This is a genomic window from Streptomyces sp. NPDC001890, assembly GCF_042891445.1.
Lineage (GTDB): Bacteria > Actinomycetota > Actinomycetes > Streptomycetales > Streptomycetaceae > Streptomyces.
Window position 1 is genome coordinate 13,018 of sequence record NZ_JBIATE010000036.1, and the last position, 26,560, is coordinate 39,577.

Sequence of the window (26,560 nt, forward strand, 5' to 3'; positions counted from 1 at the left end):
CTCGCCACCCTTCGCCACCACAACCACCCGTATGGGTGAGGCGTTGCCCAGGATGTGACAGACACCGCGCACCGCAGCGCCACCCGCGAGACCCTCACGACCTCCGCCCCGGGGCGGCGACGGCTTCACCTGCCGTGGCCGCGCCGCCGCCCCCACGGCGGGGAGCCCATCCCGCAGTACACGGTCAGTGCCGAGCGCCACGACAACGCGCTCGCCGACGACTTCACCACCATCGCCCGGCGCCTGCCCGACCTGGCCGCGACCGCGCTCCGCCTGGCCTGGGACGCCGACCGCCGTGCCGTCCTGCTCACCGCCGTTCTGCAGCTGGCCACCGGCGTCATCACCGCGATCGGCCTCTACGCCACCCGCGGCGCCCTCCAACCCCTGCTCGCCGGTGGGCCGACCGCCGAGCGCATTCAGACGGCGCTGCCCTCTCTCGTCCTGGTCACCGGCGCCGCCGTGGGCCGCTCCCTGGTCGCCGCCACCACCCTGGCCGTCACCGCCCGCATCGGCCCGCGCGTCGATGCGATCGCCGAACTGCGGTACCTCAACGCGGCCACCCGCGTCCCGCTCGCCTCCTACGACGACCCGGCCTGGTGCAACCACAGCGAAGCCGCCAACCGGGCCTCCAAGGACGCCCACCTGATGATCGACGCCCTCGCCGCCCTGACCGCGGCCCTCCTCGGCCTGCTCGCCGCCGCCGGCATCCTCACCGCCCTCCACCCCTTCCTGCTCCCGCTCCTGCTGCTCGCCGTGATCCCGCGGGGCGCGGCTGCCGTCCGCGGCGCGCGCGCAGCCCACCTCGCCGAGCGGCACACCCTGGCCGACCGCCGCCTGCGCCACAACTTCATCTACTGCACCGCCAGCCGCGCAACCGCCCTCGACGTGCGGGCCAACACCATGCGCAGCTGGCTCCTTGGGCAGTTCACCGTCGTCACCGACCGGCTCACCGCGCACGCCGCCCGCATCGGCCGCACTACCGCCCGCTACCAGCTCCTCGGCGACACGATGGCCGGAGGCGCCGCCCTGGTCGTCTACGGCGCCCTGCTCGTCCTCGTGCTCGGCGGCCACATCCCGGCGGCTGCGGCGGGTACCGCGTTCATCGCCGTCCAGACTTGCCGCCTGCTCCTGGGCCAGCTGGTCACTGGCATCAACTCCACCTACAAGACCGGTCTCTACCTCGGCGACTGGTCCATCTTCCTCACCGACGCCGAGCATCGCTCCCAGCTCCCCACCACACCCGTGCCGGTGCCCAATCGCCCGGCCGTCATCGCCGCGCATAGCGTCACCTTCTGCTATCCCGGCAGCGAGCTGCCCGTGCTGGAGGACATCAGTGTCACCGTGCGCCGCGGCGAGGTCCTGGCGATCGTGGGCGCCAACGGCGCGGGCAAGTCCACCCTCGCCAAACTCCTCGCCGGCCTCTACACCCCCACCGCCGGCACCGTCACCTGGGACGACGTGGACCTGGCCGCAGCCGACCCCGAACAGGTCTGGTCGCGTCTCGCGCTGCTGCCCCAGGACATCGCCCGCTGGCAGGTATCCGCCCGCGACAACATCAACCTCGGCCAGGGCGAGGGTGACGACGAGACCGTGATGGCCGCAGCCCGCGCCTCCGGCGCCGACGACGTCATCGCCTGCCTGTCCGACGGCCTCGATACCAACCTCGCCCCCTCCCAGTGGGGCGGACGCGACCTGTCCGGCGGGCAATGGCAGCGCCTGGCCGGCGCCCGGGCCTTCCACCGTAAGGACGCCCCCGTCCTGATCTGCGACGAGCCGACCTCCGCCCTCGACCCCCGCGCGGAGGAAGCCGTCTACGACCGCATCCGGACCCTGAGCGAGGACCGCACCGTCATCCTGATCACCCACCGCCTCGGCTCCACCCGCGCCGCTGACCGCATCATCGTCCTGGACGGCGGACGCCTCCTGGAGGAGGGCACCCACGACTCCCTCCTCGCTGCCGACGGCGAGTACGCCACCCTGTGGCGAAAACAGGCGCAGACCTACGCCGGCCAGCCCCAGGGGTGAACCCGCGGCGGGCCGGGCCGCACTGTTCACCCGGCGAGAGCCCGCCCGCGAGGGCTCTACGCTGGTCACCGTGGCAGATATCAGGAACACCAAGGCGTTCAAGGCTCTCGCGACCCAGACCGAGGCCGAGCTCCTAACCCGAGGGCTGGACGTTGTCTCCGTGGCGGTGACCAACGTCCTCGCTCACAACGTGGCGATGGTGGCGGACCGGCTCGGGATCCAGCCGCGCTCAGCCCTGCGCTACATCGAGCCCTCCGCCGTGGCGGAGCAGATCGCCCAGGCCAGCGCGGTAGACACCGACGGCGCCCACACCGTCCACGGCGTACGGCCGGTCCGTGTCGATGACCGGACGGTCTTCATGCCGCGCTGGGTCTGCTCCCGCCCGCTCATGGCCCTGGCCCAGGCCGTCAAGTACGCCTCGAGCAACGGCGATTCCCGCACCGTGCAGCACGCAACCGACCTGATCTTCGAGATCGGCCTCGCGATCGGCGCGGACTCGGCGAGCGACAGCGCGGGACTTCCGCTCGGGCTGCTGGACGAAGCCGCCGACATCATCGAGCAGGTCGCGGGTCACATCGAGACCGACGGATGGAGCGTGTGTCCGTGCGGCGAGGAGCACGGACAGACCGAAGCTGACGCCAGGGTCCCCGGGGTGATGCGCGGCGATGCCGAACTCGTCAGGAAGATCCGTGCCAAGGGCGACGCGTAGCGGCTTGCGTCAGACAGACTGTCCGGGGCGGTCAGCGGCCGCCGTCGCGGGTGGCGATCATGTCGTTGAGGTTGCGGATCTGCCGCTCCTCCGCGTCCTCCACGAGCTCGCACCGCCAGTCATAGTGGACCCGGTAAAGGGACTCGGTGGCCACCGGAACGGCCGAGCCGTCGAGCGGGACGGTGGCCAGGTGGACGCTCCCGCCGTACAGGGCCACGCATGTCAGCACCGCACGCAGATACGCGTGCCCGTGCTCCTCCAGGCCGACGGTCCCGTCCTTGTGGGCGTGCGCGACCTCATGCAGACCCACCGTGCGTGTCTCGTCTACGTCGGTGTAGGCCGGCGCCGGGGCGAAGACGTGGTGCGGGCACTGACTCACGGAGGTGTCGCGGACGGCGACCGTGATGTTGATGTCGGTCCTGGAGCCTGCGGCGCCTGCGCTGTTGACGATGTCGAGGAGCCGGTCGCGGGTCGCAGCTGCCTGCGCGTCGATCGTGGTCCACAGCGGACCGACACGGTGGCTCTCCAGGTGGAGGTAGAGGCTGACCATCAGCTCTGCCTCGGCCTGGGTCATCGTGACCTCGGGCAGCAGGTCCTCCGGGTCTGCGGCCGGACGTAGCGGAGAGGGCCGGAAATTCGAGCTCGCGGTCCCCGTGCAGCTCAGCGGCAAACCCTCGATGGAAGGCCGCACCGCGACCACGTCAGCAAGCTCCACCAGGCCGGTCCCTGGGTTCGCCCAGGTGCCGCGCATCGCCGGCCGAGTCCGGTCGGTGTACGCCTCCATGATGTGCATGCGGAACCAGGCCGGCGCGGCATCGTCCCAGTGCTTCCAAAGGATCTCGACGGTAGCGGGGTCCTCGGGACTGCAGTCGCCGAAGATCCACTGCATCTCCTCGAACGCAGCCGACGGATCCTCGGGCGGAACCCACAGACCGAACTCGTTCCAGGCCCACAGAACGTCGCACTCCTCGCCACAGGACTGCGCCACCATCTGGAGATAGTTCCGACTCGTCTCCCGCAGGGCGACGGCGTCGTCGCCGGATTCAGCGAGACGGGGCTGATCACTCACGGCAGCACTTCCTGGAGTCGGAAAGATGTAGCCCGTCAACGGGCAGCAGCCAGCCTACTGGCGTGCGGCGGCCGAGCTGGCCAGTCCTGTCGATGACGGATTCGCAGAAGGGCTGTTGCACCACCGCGGCACCGGGCCGCCATCGCATGAACCCGCAGCTGGAGGTCGCGAAAGCGGGCATCCCCCTGCGGATTCCCCGCCATCGGCGTCCAGGGTGCCCACGGTGAGCAGTCCTACACGTCTGCCCGAGAGCTGAGGCCACGGAACAACTCGCCCACGTCCACTTCCAGGGCGTCAGAGAGGGAAAAGATCTTGTCCAGCGAGATGTTGTTCTTCCCGCTCTCCACATTCACGTAGAAGGCTCTATCCATCCCCGCTTCCGCGGCAATGCTGGCCTGAGTCCGGCCGACCTCAGCGCGAAGCTCACGCAGCCGCTGCCCGAACGCCTGCCGGCGGGCCACGACAGCAGGGTCGGCATCGGAGCCGGGGGACGCGTTAGGCATGGCCACACCGTAGCCGAGCTTTGGTCATGTTGCATATATTCCACTTCCTGTGTGTAGAATATATGCAACATTGCTTCGTGGAACCCAGGAGAATTAGGCATGGACGTCAGCAGGCTCGCAGTCGCCGCAGAAGAGACACTCCAGGAGCGTGAAGCCACCGGGAAGGTAGCCGTCTCCGTCACCGTCGAGCCGACCAGGGATGACGCCGGCTGGATCAGCTATGGGGAAACCGCCCTGGTCACACACCATGACGGCGAGACTCAGAGCCTCAGCATTCGCAACACCGCACTCGCCGCCGCCCTTGAGCTGCACGCAGACGACGAAGCCGAACTTGGGTCCGTGCGGACCGTGGTCATCCCGATTCCGCTTCCCAAGATCCCTCCGGAGAACCGGGTCCGCTGCGAAGAGCACCCCGGCGAGCACATGGAAACCGTCGCCTGCCGCTGGCCGCACAACGTCACCGCTGACGGCGACTATCCGCAGGTCGGCCATCCCTATCGCGTTACCGACTAAACACCGAGGCCCAACTCACGGAACCTCTATGACCAGGAGGAACAGCGTGAGTATGCAGATCGACCTTGAGGAGTTGGGCACGGACGAGCTCCACACCTTGATGATCGAGGCCATTCAGGAACTGCTCACCAGCCACCAGGTGCGCGCGCTCTGGGAACGGATGGACGAGATCCTCACCGACGGCGGACCTGAGTGCCTTCCGGCACCGTGGGACGGAAAGGAATCAGAGCATGAGCAGTGCGACGCCCGGATTGCTCGACTCACCGGCGAAGTCGGGCGTCTCCGCGACACGGCAACCAACCTCGTAGCCGCGGCCATCTGCAGTGTCCACCAGCGCGGGCACGACGTTGCTCTGCCACTGGAGCTGATGGAGTTCCTTACCGGCGGTGCTGAGGCCGCGAGCCTGGCCGAACCCGAAGCACTCCCGAGGGACAACTTCGAGGTCGTCAACACCGCTCTCAGCAGCAACAATGCCGTGGCCGAAGGTCTCCACTGCAAGAAGTGCGAATCCACCACCACCCAGGCGGGGCACGACGGGAAGGGCTGGACGCTGGCCCGTCTCGACCTCCTGGCCGACCGCCACCGGTGCCTTCCCCGTGTCGAGGACGCGGCCGAGTCTTCCGGCTCTACCCTCGACGAGATTCAGGACTGCACGTGCGTGGAGTTCTGCAACGAGGACCGGAAGACCGCCTGCAGTCTCTCGGGCCGCCGCCACGTCCACCCCGCCAGCCAGGGGTCCAGGTTCGGGCCATGCCCCATCCATCCGGACGCACCCGGCGACCTCTGATCTTCGGGTGCTCAACCCGTAAGTGCCTCCCCGGAAAACTAGGGAGGCGCGTGCGGGTTGCGGCAGAAAGCCACTCAGGATTGTGCGAACCAGCGCGCTTCCGACCATGCAGCACAAAAGGTGAGAAAACAGGAACAAGGTCACGAGTACGTCGAAGCCAAGCTCATGTCCCTCGGAGCTCCGGCACCCCGGGCCGAGTGCAACCCGGCCCTCTGGCTACGAGATGCCCTGCGCGCGGTCGGCGCCCGAAACCTTCGCCACCGCGGCGCCCACCGGTACGTATTCCGGCTGGGCCAGAATCAGCGTGAGCGCGACCGGATCACTCTCAGATACCCGGAACTGAAGCCCTACCCCAAGCGCCCCGACTCCAGCGCCTAACTAGCACAAGCACGTCAGACGCCTCTCCCATCCAGCTTCGCAGTCGCTCGCACCCGACTCAGTCCCGGGGCGGGCTGCCCGCCGTTGCGGCAGTCCGCCGCCGGTTGCGGCCCTAACCAGGTGCTCGGTCACTGTGCCGCTCACCGGGGCCTACAGCCGCCCCGGACCACCGAGCCGGATGTGAGAGGCACACCACCATGACCAAGCGCCAGAACCAGAACTACACCCGCGGGCTGATCACCGCCCGAGACAAGGCATACCAGGCCCACCGCCAGCACCCCGGCGACGCGCAGGACCGCCCGCCCATGCTGCGTGTGATGGCCGGATTCGGCCCCGGCATCCCCGTCGCCTACGAGCCGCGCAGCAAGTCGGACCCACTCCCGTGGGTCGAGTACAACGGTGACACCGGCACCGCAGAGTTCCGCTACACCGGGCGTGAGTGCTGGACCGCGCCCGTGGACAAGAGGAACGAGGTCGTCGTCCGGCAGATCGTCGCCCGCTCCGTGTACCGGCGGCTGGCTACCGAAGGCATCGCCTGCGCAGGCTGGGGCGACAGGGCAGGAACCTACGCGTGCTACACCTTCGCCGACGACTCCGAGGTCACATGGTCGGGCACCGACCGCTACGGAGCGGAGGTCTCCAACCATCACCCGATCGGAGAGCACGGATCTCTCGGCGCACACTGGCGGCAGCGGGAGCAGCCTCCGTACGCCGAAGAAGTCTTCGACTTCGCCACGGGCAACTACGCCGCCGACTCGGCCGCACTCGTCGCCTGGATGGTTTCCCTCGCCGACCGACACGGCCGCCGCCACCAGGAGCATGCCACTGCGGAGGACACAGAGGCCGCTCTCTCCTGGCAGAAGTCCACCGGCGGCCTCATCTTCAAGGAGACCACGGGCCCGGCCCACTGACCTCGCACCACGAGCCGTCCCCTGCCCCGCCTCCGGAACAGGGGACGGCGTCGCGTTCGAGGCAGAACACACCTCCCAAAACCACGCCGCCGAGCCGCAACCGCAGACCGCAGCCGCCTGAAACCTCTCGCCCGACGCGCACGGCCCGCCCTCAAGGGCGGGCCGTGCGCGATTCCGTAGAGCATCTTGCGCAGCTAACAGCCGCACCCGCCATGGTCACGGCGACATCCAACAACCAGTCAACCCACCAAAGGGAAGATGAGCGACCGTGAACCGTGACCTGGTCCAGAAAGTCCTGCGCACCATCAAGCAGCGCACGAACCTGCTCGTAATCGACGAGGTGCTCCTTGGCACCAACCGTCTCGAAGCGCGCGCACCCCTTCACGGGGTCACGCTGAACGTACCCGGCATCGTGGTCTACCTCTCGGGCTACGCCATCGAGCGCGTCAGCGGCAACGACGAAGACCGAGAGCCGGAATTCGAAGCGTCCACGGACAACGAGTCCGGCACCGTCTGGGAGATCGCGGACCGTCTGCTGGGCCTGACTCCCACCGACACCGACAAACTGTTCGGCTTCCCCAGCAACAGGGCAGTGTTCGCCGCGTTCGAGCAACTCGCCGCTGGCGCTGACCAGGTCAACTGGTCGGCCATCCGCTAGGCCCGCGCCGCCCCGGCAGCTCCCCCAAGACCCGCCCCCACTCGGCACATTCCAGGGGGCGGGCCTCGCCGTGCGCCCGCTCCACGCCACCGCATCGACCCACCCGTCCCCGCGCCATGCGTGCCCGCCTCGCCTCCGGTGCCCGGCCGCGACGGGTTGCGCGGCTAACCCACGCCTCGCCCAAAGTCCATCCCGCAGCCCCGCCTCACCGCAGAGCCGCACCCGCCGTCCGACTCACCGTCCGGCAGGTTCTCAACTCCGGAAGGACCCCGCATGTTCACCCCCAACGACCTCCACCACACACTTACCGCCAGCGGCACCTTCAACGGCCTCTACACCGCGCTCATGGCCGCCAAGCCACCCCTTTCCATGCGCACACACGCCGACCAGGCCACCGGCCTGCTGTTCTTCGAGCAGGACCGCCGCGTCCGCAACAGCCCGATCAGCGGCACCATCACCTTCAACCCCGACAACGGCGCGATCCTCCTGCACGCCGTCGGCTACACAGGACCTCGCTGGCACACCGCGCTGGAACGCCTCGCCACCACGACGGCCACATGGTCCTGGCAGCCCGCCCCCGATCACGAGCCGGGCACTCTCGATGGCGTACTGCACCTCGGGGGGAGTATCACCGCCGAGACCCGCATCGGCCGCTCCCACCACCACAGCGACATCGCCGATGCCGCCCTTGCCCTAATCCCCGCAGACCGTGCCGCGAGCGGACCCGCCTGGGCCCTGGCCGTCGGCGTCCTGGGCGCCTTGGTCACCGACGATCCCGCGTACCGCTCCCCGGTCCTGCCTGCCCCAGACCCGGACGCCCTCATCGGCCCCGTGACCGACTATCCGGCCGCCATCACCACCGTCGCGGCGGCCCTTGAGCTCCTGGACGAGAACGGGGACTTCGACACGGCCCGCGACCACGATCCGATCTGGCCGGACGACGCAGAAGGCGCGGCCGTCCGAGCCCTGCGTGACTTCAGGGACGCCCTCATCAACACCACCCCCGACCCGCAGCCCTAACCCGTTCCTGGTTCCGACGACCGCGGCGGATGCCGCGACTGCCCGCACGAGATGGAGGCTTAGCCCCGCCGTCCCACCCTGAAATGTGTGAGCCCTCGCTCCGCCCACCGGCGCGAGGGCTCACATCGTTGTGGTCCGTACTGCGGCCGAGACGTCGGGCCGATCCCAGCGCAACACCGATTGCGGCGTACAGAAGTTGCGGCAGTAGCGCATCCCGCGGTGGTGGTCGTCCCCGCCGCACCACAGCGGCCTCGAAGATCCACCGAGCCAACCCAAGCGAAAGGGACCCCTGTGGGCTACATCCTCTACCGAGACGGCACGAAGCGCTCTGAGACCGGCCAGGAGATGCAAGACAGTCCACTCAACGCCTATCTGCGCGAGCACAACATGGGGCCCGCCGGGTCCTACTCCGCGCTGCCCGACGTGATCCACCACCGCCCTGCTCATCTGGCAGCCGGCCACCGCGCCCTGCGCCCCGCCCGTTCCAGCCCCGCCAGGCTGCCCGTCGCGCCCAAGGGTGTTGTTCATGGCTTCGGGGCTTGGCACTGGACAAGCCACCGCACGGCCCACCGGCCCCGGGGGCCCCACGCCTGAACCCAGTTCCCGCCCGCCCAGCGCGGCGACAGGGACCGACCCGCATCACCAGCCTGAGCACCTGTTGCCACGCTTGCCCGCCGCACCCCGATGGTTACCCCACCGCGTCAGGCGCCCTGCCACGCCACGACCTCCCGGAAGGACACCCCACCCGTGAACACCCCGCTGACCTCTCCGCCGGACATGTACCCCGGCTGCACCTGGACCGACCACCCCGTCTCCGCACCCACCGACCCCCCTGGCCACATCGGCATGGCAGCGACCGTCGAGGAACGCACCGGACTCACCACCCGCTACACCGTCCACGCCTACGACCCGTACACCGGCACCGTCACCGTCCGCCCCGAGATGAAGGAAGACCGCGCCGGCGTGGCCCGCCCCTTCCCTGCCGACGAGCGCAGCCGGAATCGCGACGTCGACCTGGACGACCTGGACGAGCTCCGGCTCATCCATTACCGCGAACGCGACGACCACACTGGCCTGCACATCCCCACCTGCCGCCACGAAATCAAGGCCGCATTCACGGCCGGAGGAGACCGAGGCGTACCTGGCCCCCGCCGGGTCTACCGCTTCTGGATGCAGACCAACAGCGGCGCCACATACCGGTTCCTCGTCAGAGCTCCCTCCCAGCCCAAGGCCCACGCCCTGGCCCTCACCTGGTGGCAGGGCACACCGGCCCCCCAAGGCTGGACAGGCGGCCACCTGGACGATGGCGAAGTCGTCGAGCTCCTCACCTGCGACGGCGCCCGAGACATGCGGAACTGGCCCCACCTCGACTCGATCGCCGACCCCCTCTAACCCCTCTGGTCCCCTGCAGGCTCTCGGCCCTCGGTCCCCGGCACCCTCGTGGTGCCGGGGACCTTCTGCTGCAGCCGGGCCCGTTGGCCCGCCCCAAGGCATCCACCTCCAACGCCCCGGTTCTTCCGACTTCCGCCCCTTCCCGATGCCGTGGTCTGCCACGACGAACCGCCCTTCCCATGGTCTCAGCCGCTCCCTTGACGCCGCCTGCGAACACCAAGTGGCGACACGAGGGGCGGGCACAGCTCAGAGCCACACGGACTCCACACGGTTGCGCCCCTTGCCCGGCGCTGGGCCACGGTTGATCCGGGGGCGGCGGCCACTCGCCCCGCCCACAGGCCCGCCCCGCTGCGCTCAGACGACCACTTGCCTGAACACCATTCGCCAGTCTCCGCGCGACCTATGCAGCCACATATCAGCGAGCAAGTAGCTACCCCAAGGAGCAACACCCGCCATGGATATCGACTCCGCCTACTCGGAGTGGAAGGACCACGCCGCCCGCTGCGCGCAGTGCACCGCAGCCGCCACACCGCCGGACCGCTGCTGCGAAGGCAAGCGACTCACGTTCTACGCCGACACCAGCAACATCCGTACCAGCATCGGCCCATACCCGCCATCACGCCCCAAAGACCCGGACACCTACATCTGGTCAACCTGCACCCTGTGCCTCTGGTACGTCTGCCACAACGAATACCGAAACTCGATGCAGCACACCATCGAGGTCAACGACCACGCTCGATCCGCTTGCGCGGAGCGGGGCCAGCTGTCGCTGTTCTCCGGTGTGTGAGGCCGGACTCGGAGAACCGTCGCATCCCTCCTCCCCCGCACCTCCCGGCCTGCGCTTGCCGCGCCCACGAACGATCAGTCCCCCGCCCACGCGCCTCGCTGTTGCACCCCTAGCCTCCCATCGCCCGACCGTGCAACTACGCCCTCGGCACTCGCCGCGCCGCACCGAAAGGAACCCTGATGCCCGAGCAACTCGCGGACACGACCACCGCGCACCACACCCCCGCTCAGCGCGCCTCCAACCCGACCCATGAGCTGAACGCCCCCACCACCAACACTCGCGAACAGAGCGAAATCCCTGACCAGGCCGCCCGGATCACCGACGACGAACCGGATGACGGCATGGCCTGCCCGCACGACAACCGCCCGCCGGAGTGCTCAGAGATCGACCCGTGCGAGCCCTGCGCCCAGGACGAGGACGCGGAGGCGGAGGAGATCGAGAGGTCTATGGGCCTGCGAAGCCGGACGACGAACACTGAGAGCGATCACGCCGACAACCCCGGACTCATCACCTACCGCGTCACTGCGTACGGCATCGCCCACACTGCATTCACCTACCTCGTGACCGCGCCCCGCGGCGCCCGTGACGTTGATATCGCCAGCGAAGCGTACGGCCGCCACGGGCTGGCCCTGCAGACCGGGAGACACACCGAACCCCTCGGGCCGGTGTACACCGTTGACACCCCCGCGGACCAACAGAACTCGAACTGACCTGCCTCCCTCCGCTCCCCAAGGTGCCCTCGCCGACCCGCCCCCGCCGCGGCGCTTGCACTGCTTACCGACTCCCGCCCCACAGTGCGCCACATCACTCGCCGCGCTGTTGGTTGAAGGAGTCACACATCATGAACTGGGTCCAGCTACTGGAAGCTTTCCTGTTCGCGGCACTCGTCCTGCCCGTGCTACTGGCAATGTTCGGTCAGCTGACCGGTACACAGTCACAGACAGTCATGACCTGGGTCCTTATCGCAACGACCGTGTCCGCCTTCATGCGAGACGAGTACGGACACACCACTTGGTGCGCCGCCCTGACAGTGTGCAGCTTGCTGATGCTGCGCCGTCAGCAAGCCCGCAAGAACCTCACCAAGTCACCGGTCTCCGAGTCGCGAGACTGACCCGCACCACGCACCGCCGCCCGGCCCGCCCCGCACCACCGGGGCGGGCCGATCCGCGTTGCCACCCTGCGCGTCCGGGGGTGGAGAGGAAGCGGCCGTCCTGCGTTCTTTCGCGCCGCACAAGGCCCGTTCCCCGGCACTCTGTCCGTTGTGCCAGGTCCCTTGCCAGCCTTACCGGCAGACGCTCCACGGTATGGATCGCCGCCCTCACGGGGTGGGGGAGGGGCGATCGCCCCTCCCGTCCCTGACCCAACAGGAAGCACCTGACGATGAGACCTCTCGCCGAGTCCCGCGCCGCCGCCCAACGCCTGATCAAGGCCCTGCCCTGGCCCCTGCCCAACAACGAGGCACGCCGCGCCGACGCCGTGCTCGCCGGACTGCGAGCCAGCGGACTGCTCGACAACAACGCGCGGGGCAGCTCCCCGGCCGTTGCCGCCGCCGCCCGTGACGGCCTCACCAGCCTGGCCCACCTCCTGGACGAGGCCGCCCCGGGACACGGCGCCGGGCGACTGCTGCTGCTCCTGCTCGCCGAACGCGAGGCATTCACCCCCCACCCTGTCCCTGACGAGCACCAGATCCGCGCCCGTGACGCCGCGGCCGCCCTGCTGCACCTCGCCCTGTGGCACACGGACGATCCGTTCCGCCTCCTCGCCGCCTCGATGCGGGTTCACGCCGAGGAAGCGCACAACCACAACAGCAGCGGAAGGGCATGAGTTTGGACGGCATCTGCGAGGACACCAGCTTTCTCATCTACCCCATGGACAAGGCGCCGTACGCCTCCGTCTCGGCACTCGCCCCGGCCGATCCCGATGAGACCGGGTCCGCGACGTAGACGAGGCCCTGGCCGCCCGGCAGTCGCCGGGCGGCCGCACTTGCCGGGCCGGATGCACTGCCGCCGTACACCGGACACGGCATAGGGCAAAGGCAAGGCGGCCTGCCCTCCTGGCACCGTCCGGCGCTTCGAGGCCCCGGTTCCGTGTTCGCGGCGCGAGAGCCGTCTTGTGCCCGTGCTTCAAAAGACGCTGTCACGCGCCCGCCGGCCTTCGCGGGCGGGCGCGTCCCGGCCGCCAGGCCTACCAGGGCAGGGGCTTGCGGAGTGCGGGGCTGACCGGCCACCTACCACAGTCGCAACGGCCGGGAACGCCCCCGCACGAAACCCCTTGCGCGTGTTGGGCGACGGGCCCGGCCGGGCCGCGCGATGGACGCCGATGTCCTTCTTCCACCCCGCGCCGCCCGCCGCCCGCACGAGACCACCCCGTCGCAGCCACATCCACACCCCGGCCCGTGGCGCGCCGCCCCATACCGGCGCCAGTCACCCCCGTAACGAGGGACAGAGCCGGCCTTGCACGGCTCGACCCCACCCAGGGCAGCGTCAGCACTGCAGGCAGGACGCTCGCGCACCCCCAACGTGCAGTCGAGCCCCCGGCCCCCACGGCCCCTTGCGCACGCGCCTTCACCGGCTGCCCGAGTTCCTGTTCCGGGTTGCGGGTCTTGCCCCGCCCCGGGCCACGGTACGCACCACCGGTTTCCAGGGGAGGCGGTGACCACCACCCCGCCCCCGTTCACGCCGTACCGCGGAGCGCTGAACAGCCCCGAATGCCAGCCCACCCGCCAGCCGCTCCCACCAGATCCACCTTTCTCCTATCTCTCTTCTCCTTTGGAGCGATCGATGATCCCCTCGTGGCGAGAAATTCCCATGCCACCCTCTGTTGCCCTCCTGCCCCGCAACAGCGCCGGACGCCCGGTCCCTGGCAACGTCGCCTGGTATGAGCCCGACGACGACGGCTCGATCCTCGTGACCCGAGACACCGAACTGGGCGGGCACATCACCTGCCCATGCACACCAGGGAACGGCACAGCAAGGTTCGGGGAACAGTGCCCCGTACGGCAGCGGCAGTTCATGGCCCAGCGGCGGTGCGGTCTCTGCACGCAGGGAATCGAACCTACGGCCCAACTGGTGTTCATCGGTGAGGCCAACGCCCCGTACTACCTGGAACCCCCGCTCCACCCGCTCTGCGCCGCCTACGCCCTGCAAGTCTGCCCAGCGCTGCACGCTGCAGGCGAGAGCATCGAAGTCGCCCTCACACACTCGTACGCACTGGCCGAGGACCGGATCACCGGAGTCTCGGCCGACGGCACACTGCGTCGCTCTGTGTTCCCCTTCCACGACCTGGCGGCCCGTCTCCTGGCGGTCCTGGAGTTCTATCTCGCTTTCCCGGACACGCCCGAGCGACTCACCGGATCGAAGTGGCTGGCCCAGGGTGCACCCAAGCTGCTCCCATGAGCAGTCCCTGACCACCCCGACGGGCCCCGCCGCCCGCTTCGGCCCCGGCTCCGCGCTCGCGGGGCCGGGGCTGTCCTATGCGCCTGCCCGGAAGGCGGTCGCCGACCGCGCAGGCGTACCTCGGCCCCCCGGCCGGGTGGGGTTGTGAGGGTAACCCGCCCGCGGGTGAGAGTCGGCGCAGCCGGTCATGCCCCGCGCGCCAAGCGCCGGGACGCCGACCCCTACCACCAGCCCTGCCTGCCCCTGCCGCACAGCCGGCACACTGGAGATGACCACGTGACCACCCGCCCGCAGAACTTCCACATGGCGTCCTGCTTCACATACGGACCTGGCCAGCAGGTGTTCGAGCCGCGAGATGCCGAGCGCACCCCTGCCAGCGTCGTGCGCACCACCTAAGGCCCCGACGGGCGTCGCCCGGCCGTTGTTCTCCAGCGCCACGGACAGAAGACGACGCGGAACGCCGACCCGCACCATTTGGTCCGGCTTGACGAGGAACTGCGCCCCACCCGCGTCCAGCTCGCAGAGTCGTTCGCCCAACTCGCCGCGTCCGTTGATGCGCACACGGCCGAATGCCGCTCCTGCCAGCGTCAGTCCGTCTGGTGGGGTACCTGCTACCGGTGCCTGATCGGCACGCGGGTGATCGACGCCGCAGGCGGACTGACCTACTACCGGGACAACGTGCTGCCGTGGCTCACCGGCAGGCCGATCGACCCCGCACGCGTTCGCGAAGGCCAGCGCGTCACCGTCCGCCCGGTCGACGGTCCCGAGTACGAGGCCAAGGTCTCCCAGATCGCCGATGGCGCCCGGTGGCATGAGCCGGGCGAGGACGGCCAGATCTGCGTAAGCACCGCACCCGACTGGAAGCCCGCCCTACACCTGGTCGCTCAGGTCTTCCACCGACCATGACCACCTCCTCTGGCCCCCGAACTACTTGGCCGAGGGTCCGGGGCCGCCCCCCTCTTTGCCCGAGCCGAGCAGCCCGCTCGCCGCACCCCTCTCGCCGGAACGTCCATCCGCCCCAACACCACGGTGCGTAGACGCGAGTGCGGCCCCGGCCGCCCCCACAGCAGTGGAGGGGCGGCCCGCCTTGCGTGTCTTGGGCCCGCCCGCCGCAGTGTCGTTACTGCCGGAGGGACGCGCCCGTCCCGTACGGCCGCGTTGCCGGCACATGCATCCCGCCCCCATCCCTTGCTTGCCTTGTCCCGCCTGATGTCACGTTGGGGCCCCTTGCCCGGCTGGCGGCCGCGCATCCGCCGCCGTCACACCCCGGCCCCGCCCACCAGCCCCTGGGACACCCCCGGCCCGAACCCCGACAACCGCAACGAGGAACCGCCCTTCTGACCCGAACAACCACTACCGCCCGGCCAACGGCCAGCACGTCCCCGGACACGGCAACGCCAGCCCTCACATAGCCGACCGGACCGACGACAACTACACCCCCACACTCGCGGACCCTTACAACGACCTGCCCTACCCCGCCCCGGCCCCGCACCCAGGACTCCATGTCCCTGGGTTCGGGGCCTCACCCGCGCCCTCTGCGAGGGCAACCAACCGTCGCGGCCCCGCCCCATCCACCGGTTGCCTGACTAGCTCTGCCCCGGACCACCGTCCTGTCACCGCTTCCCGTGCCCCGCAGCAGCGGGCAGCCCGGCCCCGTTGACACGCCAAGACAGGACGAACACCATGACCCGCCCCACCAACACCCCCTCCGCTCTTGCCCGCCAGCAGATCGAACGGGACATCAGCCACGCCCTGACCTTGCCCCCGCACCAGCAGCAGAGCTTCCTGACCGGCTACCTCGACACGATCAGTTCTCTTGCCGACAAGTGCCCCGACCCCGACACCGCCTACAACGTGCTCAGCAACCACGCCGACGACACCTATGAGCGTCTCATCGAAGAAGCCGAGCCCAGCTGATCCATCCCGGGGAGCAGCCCCCTCCGAGGGGGATGCTCCGTGTTCCCGAGCCCCTCTCTTTGGCCCCGGTTCCCCGTTCGAGTGCCGGGGCCTTCCTGCGCCCGGGGGAGCGGCCCGCCCCGGACCCACGCAGGGCCACCGGCTCCGGCCCCGGATCCGCGGACCGGGTTCGGGGCTGGTCCACGCCGTACGCGGATCCGACCGAGCCACGTCACGCCGCCACCCGCCTTCCTGCCATGCTCCAGGCCGCTTTCTGCTCACCCCACAGCACCTCAATAGCGTTCCCCAAGCCGGACACCCAACTGGCAGGCCCTCCCACCTACTGGCCACGGGCCCCGAGCCCTTGGCCACCAGGCCCAGGTTCCAGATCGCAGCCCGCCGCCCGCCGGGTGTTGCGGGGCTTGACCTTGTCTGGGGCAGTATCAGTGGTGCCGGTAGGAATGCTCCCGCACCATCCCCGTCACCACGGTGTGGTCGAGCCCTCCCCAGCCGCCGGGCCGTCCCCACCCCCCTCTGGGGCGGCCCGGCACCCCTTTCTCTCGGCCAACAACCATTCGACCCGTGCTGAACCCACGGACGGCAGGGGCGGAGGACGGAACACCGACGTCGCGCGGCGAAGCCCCCACCACACACACCGGTAGCCCGAGCCCACCACCACCCGGGCAACCCCACCAAGGAGACCTGACCATGCCCGACACTCGAACCGAAGAGATCCACAAGCACTTCGGTCTGTCGTACGCCAACTACCTAGTGATCCCCCGCACCTTGCTCCAGTCGATGCCCGACGAGTGGCAGACTCCCTTCGTCGCCCTCCTGAACGAACTGGACGAGGCGTTCCAGCACGTCCCGCAGGCCGAGGCGTACGAAGTGACCCCGGGAAAGTGGCGTGCCGTCGATGACATGACCACGGACGAGATGCACAGCCTGAACACCCGAACCGACACACTGGCCGACGGCACCCCGTACCCCAAACGCGACGACTGGTACGACCAAGACCCCGACGAGCAGCACTTCCTTGAAGACGAGGATCCCGTACCGCACTACAACCGCGGCCGCACCCACGTCGAACCGCGTACCAGCAGCGACCCGCACCCCGTACAGATGGGCAGGATCGCACCCAACGCCCCGCAACCTGCTGAAGGGCTGCGCCAGCACCTTGCCGAGGCCATGGCCATGGCAGCCGGGTCGAAAGCGTTCATCGTGCCCGGTCCCGCGAGGGAACACCCCCGATCCCAGTGGCTGGCCCACGCCGACGCCACAGTGAACGCCCTGCACCGATGGGAGCAGGAAGGGACTCTGGCCCGCTTGTGCACCATCCCAGGCTGCTTCCACCAGTTGAACATCGCGTCCCCGCACCCCGGATGGCTGCACTCCAGAGCAGTCGGCTATGCCTGTCCCAATCACGCCGCCGCCCTGTGGAGCGAGCTGAACGACCCGCACATCCCGGACTGGCAATACACCGACGAGCGCGCCGTGCTGCGCTGCTCCTGCGGCTGGGACGCCGGCCGAACCCGTTTCCGCGGCCACGGAACCACCCTTTGGCAGGTCCACGTTCTCAGCGTCCTGGAATCCACAGACGCCGACAGCGTCAACTAGCCGCCAACCCGCCCCGGCCTCGCACCCCGTGTGCGGGGCCGGGGCGGGTCGCGGTCGTTGGCGCCCGCCCGGTGATCGGTGACCATCGCCTTGCTCCGCACGGCTGCGTCCCGAGCGTGAACGGCGGGCTTTCCTGCGACGGCGCCCACTGGTCGCCCGCGCCGTGCCCCGCCCAGCTCCCGGCTTCCACTCCCGGCCAGGCCCGCGCGTCCCTGCTCATGACACCGACTGTCCACGGGCCACCCCGTCGCGCCCGCTGCAAGGAGGGTTGCGGTCCTAGCTGCCCGCTGCTCGATGGTGGCTTCGGCCAGAACGCCGCCACGAACTCCCTTCGTGTGCCGGGCTCGACTGGCAAGCCGGGCCGCGTCCAGCTAGCCCAGGCACCCGCATTCTCGGCCTGGCCAACCCATACGCTGTTTGGAACGGAACCGTGAAATGACAGAGCAAGGCCCCATCGTTGGCGACAGCCACGCCCATCACACACCCCCTGCTACAACCAGCAGCGGTGACACCACCCTGGGAAACCCACCGCCAGACCTGACCTTGCTACATCGCAAGATCCTCGATGCCGAGGGCCGCTCCTGGACCAACCGGCGGCACAAGGAGCGCTACATCCGTGAAATCCTTGGCCTCCGCCTTTCTCGCTACTACCAACTGCTCAACGCCCTACTCAACGATGCCCGTGCTTTGGCCAACGCCCCGGTTACGGTCAACCGGTTACGACGTGTGCGGGAATCACGCCGATCTCGGCGGTAGCCGCCCACAGCGCTACAGCCCGGCAAGGGCTGTCCGCGACGCCTCCATCAATCCAGCCAAGGCCAACTCTCTCATCCGACGGGCCAAGCACTGGGCATTGCTCCCTGTGACGGAACGCGGCATCTACCGTCAGGAGGACGCCCCGATCGGCACTTCTGCCATCAGCTGCCGTACCGGCGGAAGCCTCACTGGCCGCGTTCATTACTACGGCCCGGCGCCAACTGATTGGCCGGACAACGATTACGGCGATCACATCTACGTAATCCTTGACACCGGACAGCGAGCCGCAGTCTCTGGGCGCTGGTTCTCCTGGGGCACCCTGCGCCCTATCACCGCTACGGCATAAGACCTTGGGTCCGCCCCCTGGGCTCAAGGGCCGACCGCCCCTGGAGCATGCCAGCACCGACTTCTCTGTCCCGAGTCAGCACCCCCGTGTGGGGCCGAGGCGGTCTTCTGCCGGCACCGCGTTACAGACAACTGGACCCCGCAGGCGACGGCTCGTCCTGCATCCCGCCGCGGCGGGCCGTCGCCGAGTTCGTGACCGCCTGCGGCGTGCGACGAGCCACCGCAAGGTGCGCATCGTTCCCGAGCGACCCTGGCAAGCCTCCGTCGGCGGCGTCCCGCCGCGCCGCCCCGCACTCTCCCGGCCCCCGGCCCCGCCATCAGTGCGGTGCCGGGGGCCGCCCATGCCCGGCACGTTCCGTAACGGAGGCGTGCCGTGTTGCGGCCGTTGGCGCCCACTCGGCCATGGTCAGCGCATCAACCCCACGCGGCGGGGGCGTGCCGCGCTCCCCCCACTGACCCGCGCAGACCCCTGCCGCAATTGCCCCCTTCCCAGCACTGTGAACGGAGGCCACACCCGATGGCCATCTACCTGTACGCGATGAACCAGGCAGGGCAGTCCCTGCACCTGCACCCCGGCTGCAACGGGAGCACGGACCACCCCGACGCGCCCGATCACCTTGCGTTCAACCACGTCGGCGAGGTCTACGCGGCCATGCGCGCCTCAAGGACCGCCTCCCGGTACGACGAGGGCAAGGGCCGCTACGTACGCAACCGGATCCACTACTTCACGATCTCCGGCGACGTCCCCTCTCAGGACTTCATCCGTGAGGAGGTCGATGCCCTGCCAGTTTGCCGGTCGCACCCGGACCACCCGGACTACGGACTGTGGCGGGCGGACATCATCGAGGCAACCCCTTGGGGACGCAAGACAGTGACCGAAGCAGGCATGATTTCTCCGGCGATGGCCCGCTCCCTGCGCCTCAATGGCGTGCACCTGTGGGACACCGACCGGCCGACCATCCAACCGAACCCGGATCGCGTCAACGACACCACGACCGCGCACCTGACCACCGGATCAGACAACGACACCGGTGAGCCAGTGTACGTGCGCACACTGCCCGACCGGCATCCGGTACACCCGGGCACGACGACGCGTGACGTGTTTGCGCATGAGGGCTACTGGTTCACGATTCCCGAGGACTTCCCCGCAAGCGTGCCTGCTGAACACCACAAGGAAGGACGCACCACGTACGCTGTGCTTCGCGAGGACATCGGCGCCGGCCTGGTGCGCTGGTCGGTGATGGAGACGGACCGACACACAGCACCGGTGGCCGTTTCGACCGAATCCCGCCGGACCGCGGTGCGCCATGCGGTGGCCAAGGTGGCCAACGCACGTGGCCGACGGGCCGTCCCTGACCAAACCGACCAAGCCTAGCTGGGCCTTGCCGCACACTGAACCGTCAAGCACGCCGGCCCTGAACCTTGCGGCACCCGCCCTGGGTTCGGGGTCGACGCACGTCCGCCCCAGCAACCAGCCATGCGGAGCCTTGGCCCAGCCGGCCGAGGTCCGGTCCAGGTGAGAATGGCGCTCGGAGATCCTGCTGTGGCCCGGCGGCCGGGGACTCCCCGGCCGCCGCCGACGTGGGCACCTGTGCCGGCGTCGCATCGCCCGCTGTCGTGACGGGGGTTGCGTGTGTTGACCCCGCGCCCTGCACCGTCGGTCTTGGCCCGATGCTCCCGCACCAGCCCCCGATGTGCGGCCGAGCCTCTCTGCCCACCGGCCAGCGCAGGAGCTCCGAGCCCTGCTCCGCGGGAGCAACATCACCCCGTCCACAGAGAGGGACTGACCATGACCCAGATCATCGAAACCAGCGACCACGGACGCTTGCGGCTGAGGTTGGAGCCGCAGACCGATGCCGACAACCCGCGTACTGTCTACGACCACCTCACCCATGTGATCACCCTGCCAGGCAGCTGCTACGCCGATGTCGACAAGAGTGGCGGTCCTCTTGCGGACGGGTGGCGTCGGATCCAGCACCGGGACAACGCGGTCGAGATCTTCACCCGTTGGGCGCGCACCATCCATCGACACCGCCGACAGCCCCGCCCAGGTCCCGCAACGCGCCCCGCGTGCGGGGCCGCCCGCGTACGCCCGCCCGCGACTGCTACCGACGCAGGCGCCCACCCTGGGTTGCGGCGGAGAGCCGGCCCGTCCCGTCCCGTCCTGCTTTATGTCCCGCCCACGTCCAGCCCCAGCTCAGCCCCGCTTGCCCGTCCTACCGGCCGCCGCGCAACGCTCACCACCCCGGCAACGCGGAAGTCCGGGGGCGCAGTCGGCCCGGCAAACGCAGGGTTGCGGACCTTGACCCACACCCGGCCACTCTGCGAAGCACCTTCCGGGGAAGCAGTGCCCCCACCATTCACCGTCCGTTTGCCGTCACCGCCCACGTCGGCAAGACCTCTACCCGTACCAGGAGCCACCATGCCGCATCCGACCGTAAAGCCCTTCGTCAGCGAGAGCCAGGCCGCTCTCAACACCGTCAAGGAGCTCGCCCCCGGCGCTGACGTGATCAAGGTCCGCGCGAACCCGAACAACTGGAGTCAGGCCGAGATACTGACTACCTATCAATGGCCTCGTCACGAAGACGAGTCCCTGGTGCCCCTGGACGACGGCCGCTGTCCGAACGATGCTCCCCACACCGCACTAACCCTCGGCGAGTTCCTCACCCACTGGAGGCAACTCCCAGCCGTCCAGTTCGCCGCCGGAAACGACGCCGCCTTCACCTACCTGATCGAACTCACCCGCCCCCACTGGGAACACGCATAACCGCCCACCACGACGCCCCGGCCCCCGAACCTCACGCCCTGTTGGGAGATTCAGGGGCCGCGCCGTGACTGTTTCCGAAACACCGTCCAGTTGCGGTGACTGTCCTCTCCGGTCTCACCGTGCCCCAGGCGGCGAGGACCCGTCCGGCGCGGCGGCCACCACGGCCGTACCTCCCATGCAGAAGGAATCAGGAGCAACCGCATGAACGCACTTGATGCACCGCTGCGCGACTTCCTCGTTACCAGGATGACGCCAGGCCAGCGCCGCGCGCTGCTGCTCGGTTTCGACAACGCGACTGCTTGATGCTGCCCCGCGACAGCGCAACACACCGCGCCCCGGCGCCTCTCCCACGCCATCTCTCCACAGGACAACCCCATGGATACCGCGCCTACCCCGGACACCTACACCCTCACCCGCAAGGCTGACGACGATGCCAACGAAGCCTGGCTACTGCTCCACGACGGCGACTTGTTGATCGCGTTCGTGGACATCGTCGACTGCGGTCATGTGCTATGGATCATGGATATTGCCGTGCACCCCGACTACCGTGGCCGCGGCCTGGCCTCCCGGCTGCTGAACGGCGTGATCCACGGTAGCCCTGACTCGGACATCGCGCTCTCCTGTGGCGCCACCACGATGAACCTAGAGGAGTGGCCCAAGGATACCGGCGGCTTGCCGACCGAGGCCCTGGCCGCCTGGTACGCCCGGCACGGCTTCCGCTCCACCCCGCACGAGGACGACGAAGGCCGCATGGTCCGCAACGCGCACCCCACGCCCACCCCGTCACCCGGACCCGCGCCCGTGCATCCGACGGTCGGTCCGCTCACGCCCATCCACAGTGGCCAACTGACCGACTACGCCGCCCACTGCACCGACCACGGCCAGATCCTCTTCATCCCGGACGAGATCCTGGCCCGTGTGCTGCGCAACGAGCACATCGCCCGCCACCACACCTGACCCGCCCCGGCCCTCGCCCCGGCTTCCGGCCCCGTTCTGCACCCCCGCAGGCGGGGCCGCCTGCCGTCCGCGTGGAATTGCCCACTGGCATCGTCGCCCTCCATTCCCGTCTGGTCGCCGGGCAGAGCATGAGCGCCGCGTCCGCAATGCCAGCGGCCTGGACCGGCTGCGCTACCTCCTGACCATCGCGGACAACTGACCAGCGCCACCCCCACCGGCCCTGAACCCCTGGCTCCCGCCCCGCGTTCGGGCCTGCCGCGCGTCCGTCCGGCTGCCAGGTCATGTCCCTTGCCGCCGTCAACCCGTTTCTTCCCCTGCCCGACCGTGCCGCGGCCTTCTACGTCCCTGCTTCGACCAATACTGCCCCGGTTGAACCCGCAGTCGCGCAGCAGGGAGACGGCTGCCTGGACGTGCTCGTGGTCCGCGTCGCTCGGGTAGAAGCCCAGAGTGGTGCCTTCCGCCGCGGCACGACCGTCTCTGTGGGCGGGAACAGCCTCGTGGATGCTGGGCGGTGCGCTTGCTCGGCCGCCGGGACGAGGCCGGCGGAACACTCGCCGTGCGGGCCCCGGAGCACTGAGCCGGCCGCCTGCCTTCGCCGGCTTGCGCGGCTTGGCCCCACCCCGGGCAGTATCGGCACTGCCGGAAGACGCTCCCGCACAACCCCCTCGCGCGGTCGAGCTCCCGGCCGCCGGGCCGCCCCCCTGGGGCGGCCCGGCGCTGCCCACCACACCGCACCGGTAAAGGAGCCACCATGCCCTGGTTCAGCGACGCCACCCCCGCCGATATCACCCACCCCCACTACATCGCCGCCACCGCCACCGGCCACCGCACCGTCACCGCCCACGACGTCCTGCAGACCCTAAACAACCCCAACTACGCCCGCATACTCGCCAGCCCCTACCGACTCACCGCCGTCCCCACCAACCAATCCGGCGCCCCCAACACGGTGTTCACCCCCACCCCCGTCGCTGCCGCCTACCCCTACGTGATCCGCGACATCCACGGCGGGGAATCGGGCGACCGCTACCGCACCCTCCCCGAAGCACTCCTCGCCGTGATCAGCAAGTTCCTCCCTTGCCCCACTGCAACCCGCATCCACCCCGCCGACCCCCACAACCACCTCTACGTCGACCTCGACGCCTTCCCCGACGACCCCCTGCCCTGGCACCGCTCCGTCCACCACATCGAACGGGAAAACACCCCTACCCACACACCTCCCTTCACCCCCCACCCCCACTACACACCCGGCCCTGACTTGCGCCTCACCGACGCCGACCGCGCCGACGCCCCCGCCTACCGCGTCCAGCCCGCCGACATCCTGGACGCCACCCTCCCCACCCACCACCGCATCATCTCCGGCGACAACCTGCGCTCCCACCTCCGCAACACCATCGAACACACCGGACAAGCCGCCATGGAAAGCCCGAAATGGACCGATGGCACCATCGTCTACCGCCACGGCGGCCACAACCACACCGGCACCAGCGGTCTCGTCATCGCCTACCCGCCCTGCGCAACCTGCGGATTCGGCCCCGGCCACCCTCCCTTCCGCAACCCCACCTGGACCCGGCAATGTCTGAACTGCCAGCACACCGACGACTGACCAAGATCCCGGCACGCCACGCCCCACTGGGCTCGCCACTACCCGGGCCAGCCCCGGCACGCACCTCCGCGGCCCGGCCCCAGCCCATCCCGTCCGCCCGCCGCAGCCGGCCGGGGTGGGTTGCGGCCATTGGCGCCCACACGGTCATGGTCAGCGCACCGGCCCCGGGGCGCGGTAGTCACAGACCGGCCCCGGTGCCCCACCCCACCTCGACTGGAGTCTTGCCATGCCCCTGACCCGCAAGTTCGACCCCACCACCCCTGACGGGCAGCGCATTGCCGTCCTGGCACGCCGACTGCTCGCGCTCGGACTCGACTGGCCCGGCGCTGAGACGGTCACCATCCTCGACGACTGGTTCGTCGAGACCCTCGGTATCGATCCCGACGGCCCCGTCTACCAGGTCGACGCCACCCCACCCCGTCTGGTCTCACCCGATGCCACCATCGAGAACGTCACCGAACTCCTCCTCGACGCAGGCCACACGCTCCACGACCCCCACCGCCCCGACCACGCCGATGACTTCACCGTCACGACCGACCCCGAATGCTGCGGCGGCGACTGCGTCACCGTCACCCTTCCCCACGCACGCCCCTCCCGGGCCCGCTCCGCCCTCTCCTGGCTCCGGAACGCTGGGTACGACGCCGCAGAACACAACGCCCGCCCCTCCGGTGGACGTGGACGCCTCCTCCACGTCCACCACGGCGTCATCCGAGACATCCCCGCCGACGCCCCCGCAGAGATCCGCGCCGCCCAGTACCTGTGGTTCCAGGGCTTCACCTCCCCGACCACCCACGCCCACCTTCACGCGGAGGTGCCCGGCCCGACCCCGCCCGTCCCCGTGATATGGCGGCCGGGCTGGCTCAGCATCGACATTGCCGCGCCCCTGGACGCCACCGCCAGGCAGCGGAAGAAGACCGCCAATGCGATCGCGGACGCCTTCCGGACAGCCAACTGGCAGGTCGACCGCCGCGGCCTCGAAGCCCTCCACATCCACCCGCCCACCACATCCTGACCACTGTGCTTCCTCGGCCCGTCCCGCACCCGCGGGGCGGGCCGCCCGCACACCCGCACCCCAACCGGGCCGCGCACCGACCGGGCCGCGGGCGGAGCGGCGACCAACCTCCCGCCCCAAACCGCTGGGCCCTCGCCCGCCTCCTGCAGGATGCGGAGCATCATCGTGGCCATCACCACCCCGCCCACCACTGCCAGCGCTGACGTCCTGTGGCAGAGCCTGGCCAAAACGCGGTTGCGCCTCTTGCCCCGCCCCGGGCCGGCGCACCGACCCGGGCGAGCGGTGGCCGCCCCATCCCGCCCCTTCCAGGCCACCCCGCCCCGCCGAAGCCCGATATGCATTTCCGCCCTGCGCGAGCCTGCGGCCGGCGGGTGCTTGCGGGTCTAACCCCAGCCGGTGTGACGGTCTGTCCTGACCGGGGCCGACATCCACCGGGGCCTGGTCCTAGCGGGCCCGACGATGCGCAGGAGAGTGATTATGAACGATTCGCAGGTGTTCGAGATCCAGGTGACGCAGGGCGAGTACGAGGCCTTGATGCGTCTGACCACGCCTCACGATTGCCAGGCAGAGCATCTTGTCCAGCTGCGTCATGCTCTGGAGAACTCAGTTCGGCGCAAGCGTCCTCTCATCCGTTACGTGCTGTCGGGGATGAGTGTCCCGATGATCCAGGGCGCGGAATTCGTTCTCCAGGTGAACACGCTCAGCGGCACCAAGGCAGCGACCTTGCACCTTAACCGTTTTCGCCGCGAGTACCGGGAGCACCTGGAGAGGACTGCGACACCCGGCCGCAACACCGTGGCGTAATTTTCTGCGCCTCGCCCTGTGCAACGCTGCCATGGCTCATATGCCATTGCATCAGCTGCTGACGGCCCGCCCACCCGGGGCGGGCCGCTTCGCGTGGTGTCCCAGTCCCGCCGCCGCCCTGCGTCAGGCAGCGGCGGGGGCCGGGTCGGGCCGTTGGCGCGTTCGACACCGATCTGGACTGCGAAAGGGAAACCAGTCATCCATGCGACAGATCGTGCTCCAGCCCGACGGCCGACTCGCCATTTACTCCACCGTCGTCGACGACTTTGTGATGAACGACGCCACACCGGACGAAGTCGCCGACGAAGCGGCCGACTTCGTCCGAGAGACGGCATCCCTCCATGCCACACCCGAACAGGTCACCGAACGCGTCAGGCGCGCTCGCGAAACCGCCTACCGCAACGCCGCACACGTTCTGGCCGGTGAACCGCACCGCGCGTACAAGCACCCGCTGGCATGGCAGGAATTCGAGACCATGGCCGACAGCGAGACCCACCCTCACCCCTACTGACCCCCCGTCCCGAACTCCACACCCACTCCGGCTCCTGAGCCCCTTGACGCACCGCCCGCGAGCCAAGGGCCCCGGCTGCTCACCGAGCTCGGCCGAGAACCGGCTGCGGTTGCGGTTCTTGCCTCGCGCCCGGCCACAGTACGAA

At 69.4% G+C, this 26,560-nt stretch carries 29 protein-coding genes; 27 read left to right on the forward strand and 2 right to left on the reverse strand.

Annotated features, from left to right (window positions below; all coding sequences use genetic code 11):
• The first annotated feature begins 54 nt into the window (after positions 1 to 54).
• Together ACFYY1_RS38985 and ACFYY1_RS38990 are read left to right on the forward strand one after the other, a co-directional pair.
• Positions 55 to 2,025 (forward strand): ABC transporter ATP-binding protein, encoded by a 1,971-nt coding sequence (locus ACFYY1_RS38985; protein WP_388594354.1) that lies wholly within the window; start codon positions 55 to 57, stop codon positions 2,023 to 2,025.
• 70 nt (positions 2,026 to 2,095) lie between these two features.
• Positions 2,096 to 2,734: a hypothetical protein gene (locus ACFYY1_RS38990; RefSeq protein WP_388594357.1), complete on the forward strand. Its 639-nt coding sequence runs from the start codon at positions 2,096 to 2,098 to the stop codon at positions 2,732 to 2,734.
• 31 nt (positions 2,735 to 2,765) lie between these two features.
• Here ACFYY1_RS38990 and ACFYY1_RS38995 read toward each other — a convergent pair whose 3' ends face one another.
• Together ACFYY1_RS38995 and ACFYY1_RS39000 are read right to left on the reverse strand one after the other, a co-directional pair.
• Positions 2,766 to 3,803, reverse strand: a complete 1,038-nt coding sequence (locus ACFYY1_RS38995) for a hypothetical protein (RefSeq protein WP_388594359.1) — start codon at positions 3,801 to 3,803, stop codon at positions 2,766 to 2,768.
• A 233-nt stretch (positions 3,804 to 4,036) separates the two neighbouring features.
• Positions 4,037 to 4,306 (reverse strand): helix-turn-helix domain-containing protein, encoded by a 270-nt coding sequence (locus tag ACFYY1_RS39000; RefSeq protein WP_388594360.1) that lies wholly within the window; start codon positions 4,304 to 4,306, stop codon positions 4,037 to 4,039.
• Between the two features lie 99 nt (positions 4,307 to 4,405).
• Here ACFYY1_RS39000 and ACFYY1_RS39005 point away from each other — a divergent pair, with 99 nt between their 5' ends.
• The 25 genes from ACFYY1_RS39005 (at position 4,406) to ACFYY1_RS39125 (ending at position 26,415) form a co-directional block, all read left to right on the forward strand.
• The gene (locus ACFYY1_RS39005; protein WP_388594362.1) at positions 4,406 to 4,819 is read left to right on the forward strand and encodes a hypothetical protein; all 414 of its coding nucleotides are present in this window, start codon (positions 4,406 to 4,408) and stop codon (positions 4,817 to 4,819) included.
• Positions 4,820 to 4,865: 46 nt separating this feature from the next.
• The gene (locus ACFYY1_RS39010; RefSeq protein ID WP_388594364.1) at positions 4,866 to 5,606 is read left to right on the forward strand and encodes a hypothetical protein; all 741 of its coding nucleotides are present in this window, start codon (positions 4,866 to 4,868) and stop codon (positions 5,604 to 5,606) included.
• Positions 5,607 to 6,181: 575 nt separating this feature from the next.
• Positions 6,182 to 6,895, forward strand: a complete 714-nt coding sequence (locus ACFYY1_RS39015) for a hypothetical protein (RefSeq protein ID WP_388594366.1) — start codon at positions 6,182 to 6,184, stop codon at positions 6,893 to 6,895.
• 268 nt (positions 6,896 to 7,163) lie between these two features.
• Positions 7,164 to 7,553 carry a hypothetical protein gene (locus ACFYY1_RS39020; RefSeq protein WP_388594368.1) on the forward strand — a complete coding sequence of 130 codons (390 nt, stop codon included), beginning with the start codon at positions 7,164 to 7,166 and terminating at the stop codon, positions 7,551 to 7,553.
• 273 nt (positions 7,554 to 7,826) lie between these two features.
• Positions 7,827 to 8,573 carry a hypothetical protein gene (locus ACFYY1_RS39025; RefSeq protein ID WP_388594371.1) on the forward strand — a complete coding sequence of 249 codons (747 nt, stop codon included), beginning with the start codon at positions 7,827 to 7,829 and terminating at the stop codon, positions 8,571 to 8,573.
• Positions 8,574 to 8,918: 345 nt separating this feature from the next.
• Positions 8,919 to 9,167 carry a hypothetical protein gene (locus ACFYY1_RS39030; RefSeq protein ID WP_388594373.1) on the forward strand — a complete coding sequence of 83 codons (249 nt, stop codon included), beginning with the start codon at positions 8,919 to 8,921 and terminating at the stop codon, positions 9,165 to 9,167.
• Between the two features lie 153 nt (positions 9,168 to 9,320).
• Positions 9,321 to 9,965, forward strand: a complete 645-nt coding sequence (locus ACFYY1_RS39035; RefSeq protein WP_388594375.1) for a hypothetical protein — start codon at positions 9,321 to 9,323, stop codon at positions 9,963 to 9,965.
• A 454-nt stretch (positions 9,966 to 10,419) separates the two neighbouring features.
• Positions 10,420 to 10,752 (forward strand): hypothetical protein, encoded by a 333-nt coding sequence (locus ACFYY1_RS39040; protein WP_388594378.1) that lies wholly within the window; start codon positions 10,420 to 10,422, stop codon positions 10,750 to 10,752.
• A gap of 179 nt (positions 10,753 to 10,931) precedes the next feature.
• Positions 10,932 to 11,462: a hypothetical protein gene (locus tag ACFYY1_RS39045; protein WP_388594379.1), complete on the forward strand. Its 531-nt coding sequence runs from the start codon at positions 10,932 to 10,934 to the stop codon at positions 11,460 to 11,462.
• 131 nt (positions 11,463 to 11,593) lie between these two features.
• Positions 11,594 to 11,863: a hypothetical protein gene (locus ACFYY1_RS39050; protein ID WP_388594381.1), complete on the forward strand. Its 270-nt coding sequence runs from the start codon at positions 11,594 to 11,596 to the stop codon at positions 11,861 to 11,863.
• 269 nt (positions 11,864 to 12,132) lie between these two features.
• Positions 12,133 to 12,576 (forward strand): hypothetical protein, encoded by a 444-nt coding sequence (locus ACFYY1_RS39055; RefSeq protein ID WP_388594383.1) that lies wholly within the window; start codon positions 12,133 to 12,135, stop codon positions 12,574 to 12,576.
• Positions 12,573 to 12,695, forward strand: a complete 123-nt coding sequence (locus ACFYY1_RS39060; protein ID WP_388594386.1) for a hypothetical protein — start codon at positions 12,573 to 12,575, stop codon at positions 12,693 to 12,695. The genes ACFYY1_RS39055 and ACFYY1_RS39060 overlap by 4 nt, the downstream gene beginning before the upstream one ends.
• A gap of 864 nt (positions 12,696 to 13,559) precedes the next feature.
• The gene (locus tag ACFYY1_RS39065; protein ID WP_388594388.1) at positions 13,560 to 14,147 is read left to right on the forward strand and encodes a hypothetical protein; all 588 of its coding nucleotides are present in this window, start codon (positions 13,560 to 13,562) and stop codon (positions 14,145 to 14,147) included.
• A 165-nt stretch (positions 14,148 to 14,312) separates the two neighbouring features.
• The gene (locus ACFYY1_RS39070) at positions 14,313 to 14,543 is read left to right on the forward strand and encodes a hypothetical protein (RefSeq protein WP_388594391.1); all 231 of its coding nucleotides are present in this window, start codon (positions 14,313 to 14,315) and stop codon (positions 14,541 to 14,543) included.
• 78 nt (positions 14,544 to 14,621) lie between these two features.
• Positions 14,622 to 15,053 carry a hypothetical protein gene (locus ACFYY1_RS39075; RefSeq protein WP_388594393.1) on the forward strand — a complete coding sequence of 144 codons (432 nt, stop codon included), beginning with the start codon at positions 14,622 to 14,624 and terminating at the stop codon, positions 15,051 to 15,053.
• A 777-nt stretch (positions 15,054 to 15,830) separates the two neighbouring features.
• Entirely contained in the window at positions 15,831 to 16,064 is a 234-nt protein-coding gene (locus ACFYY1_RS39080; RefSeq protein WP_388594396.1) for a hypothetical protein, read from the forward strand.
• A gap of 687 nt (positions 16,065 to 16,751) precedes the next feature.
• Positions 16,752 to 17,660: a hypothetical protein gene (locus tag ACFYY1_RS39085; protein WP_388594398.1), complete on the forward strand. Its 909-nt coding sequence runs from the start codon at positions 16,752 to 16,754 to the stop codon at positions 17,658 to 17,660.
• A 435-nt stretch (positions 17,661 to 18,095) separates the two neighbouring features.
• Positions 18,096 to 18,416: a DUF3263 domain-containing protein gene (locus ACFYY1_RS39090; protein ID WP_388594401.1), complete on the forward strand. Its 321-nt coding sequence runs from the start codon at positions 18,096 to 18,098 to the stop codon at positions 18,414 to 18,416.
• A gap of 862 nt (positions 18,417 to 19,278) precedes the next feature.
• Positions 19,279 to 20,136: a hypothetical protein gene (locus tag ACFYY1_RS39095; RefSeq protein WP_388594404.1), complete on the forward strand. Its 858-nt coding sequence runs from the start codon at positions 19,279 to 19,281 to the stop codon at positions 20,134 to 20,136.
• Between the two features lie 1,047 nt (positions 20,137 to 21,183).
• Positions 21,184 to 21,528 (forward strand): hypothetical protein, encoded by a 345-nt coding sequence (locus ACFYY1_RS39100; RefSeq protein ID WP_388594406.1) that lies wholly within the window; start codon positions 21,184 to 21,186, stop codon positions 21,526 to 21,528.
• 375 nt (positions 21,529 to 21,903) lie between these two features.
• A complete protein-coding gene (locus ACFYY1_RS39105; protein WP_388594408.1) occupies positions 21,904 to 22,485 on the forward strand; it encodes a GNAT family N-acetyltransferase in 582 nt (193 codons plus the stop codon).
• 751 nt (positions 22,486 to 23,236) lie between these two features.
• Positions 23,237 to 24,088 carry a hypothetical protein gene (locus ACFYY1_RS39110; protein WP_388594409.1) on the forward strand — a complete coding sequence of 284 codons (852 nt, stop codon included), beginning with the start codon at positions 23,237 to 23,239 and terminating at the stop codon, positions 24,086 to 24,088.
• A 226-nt stretch (positions 24,089 to 24,314) separates the two neighbouring features.
• Positions 24,315 to 25,100, forward strand: a complete 786-nt coding sequence (locus ACFYY1_RS39115) for a hypothetical protein (protein WP_388594412.1) — start codon at positions 24,315 to 24,317, stop codon at positions 25,098 to 25,100.
• A 477-nt stretch (positions 25,101 to 25,577) separates the two neighbouring features.
• Complete coding sequence (locus ACFYY1_RS39120; protein WP_388594414.1) at positions 25,578 to 25,904, forward strand: hypothetical protein; 327 nt, start codon at positions 25,578 to 25,580, stop codon at positions 25,902 to 25,904.
• Between the two features lie 202 nt (positions 25,905 to 26,106).
• Entirely contained in the window at positions 26,107 to 26,415 is a 309-nt protein-coding gene (locus tag ACFYY1_RS39125; RefSeq protein ID WP_388594416.1) for a hypothetical protein, read from the forward strand.
• The last annotated feature ends 145 nt before the right edge of the window (positions 26,416 to 26,560 follow it).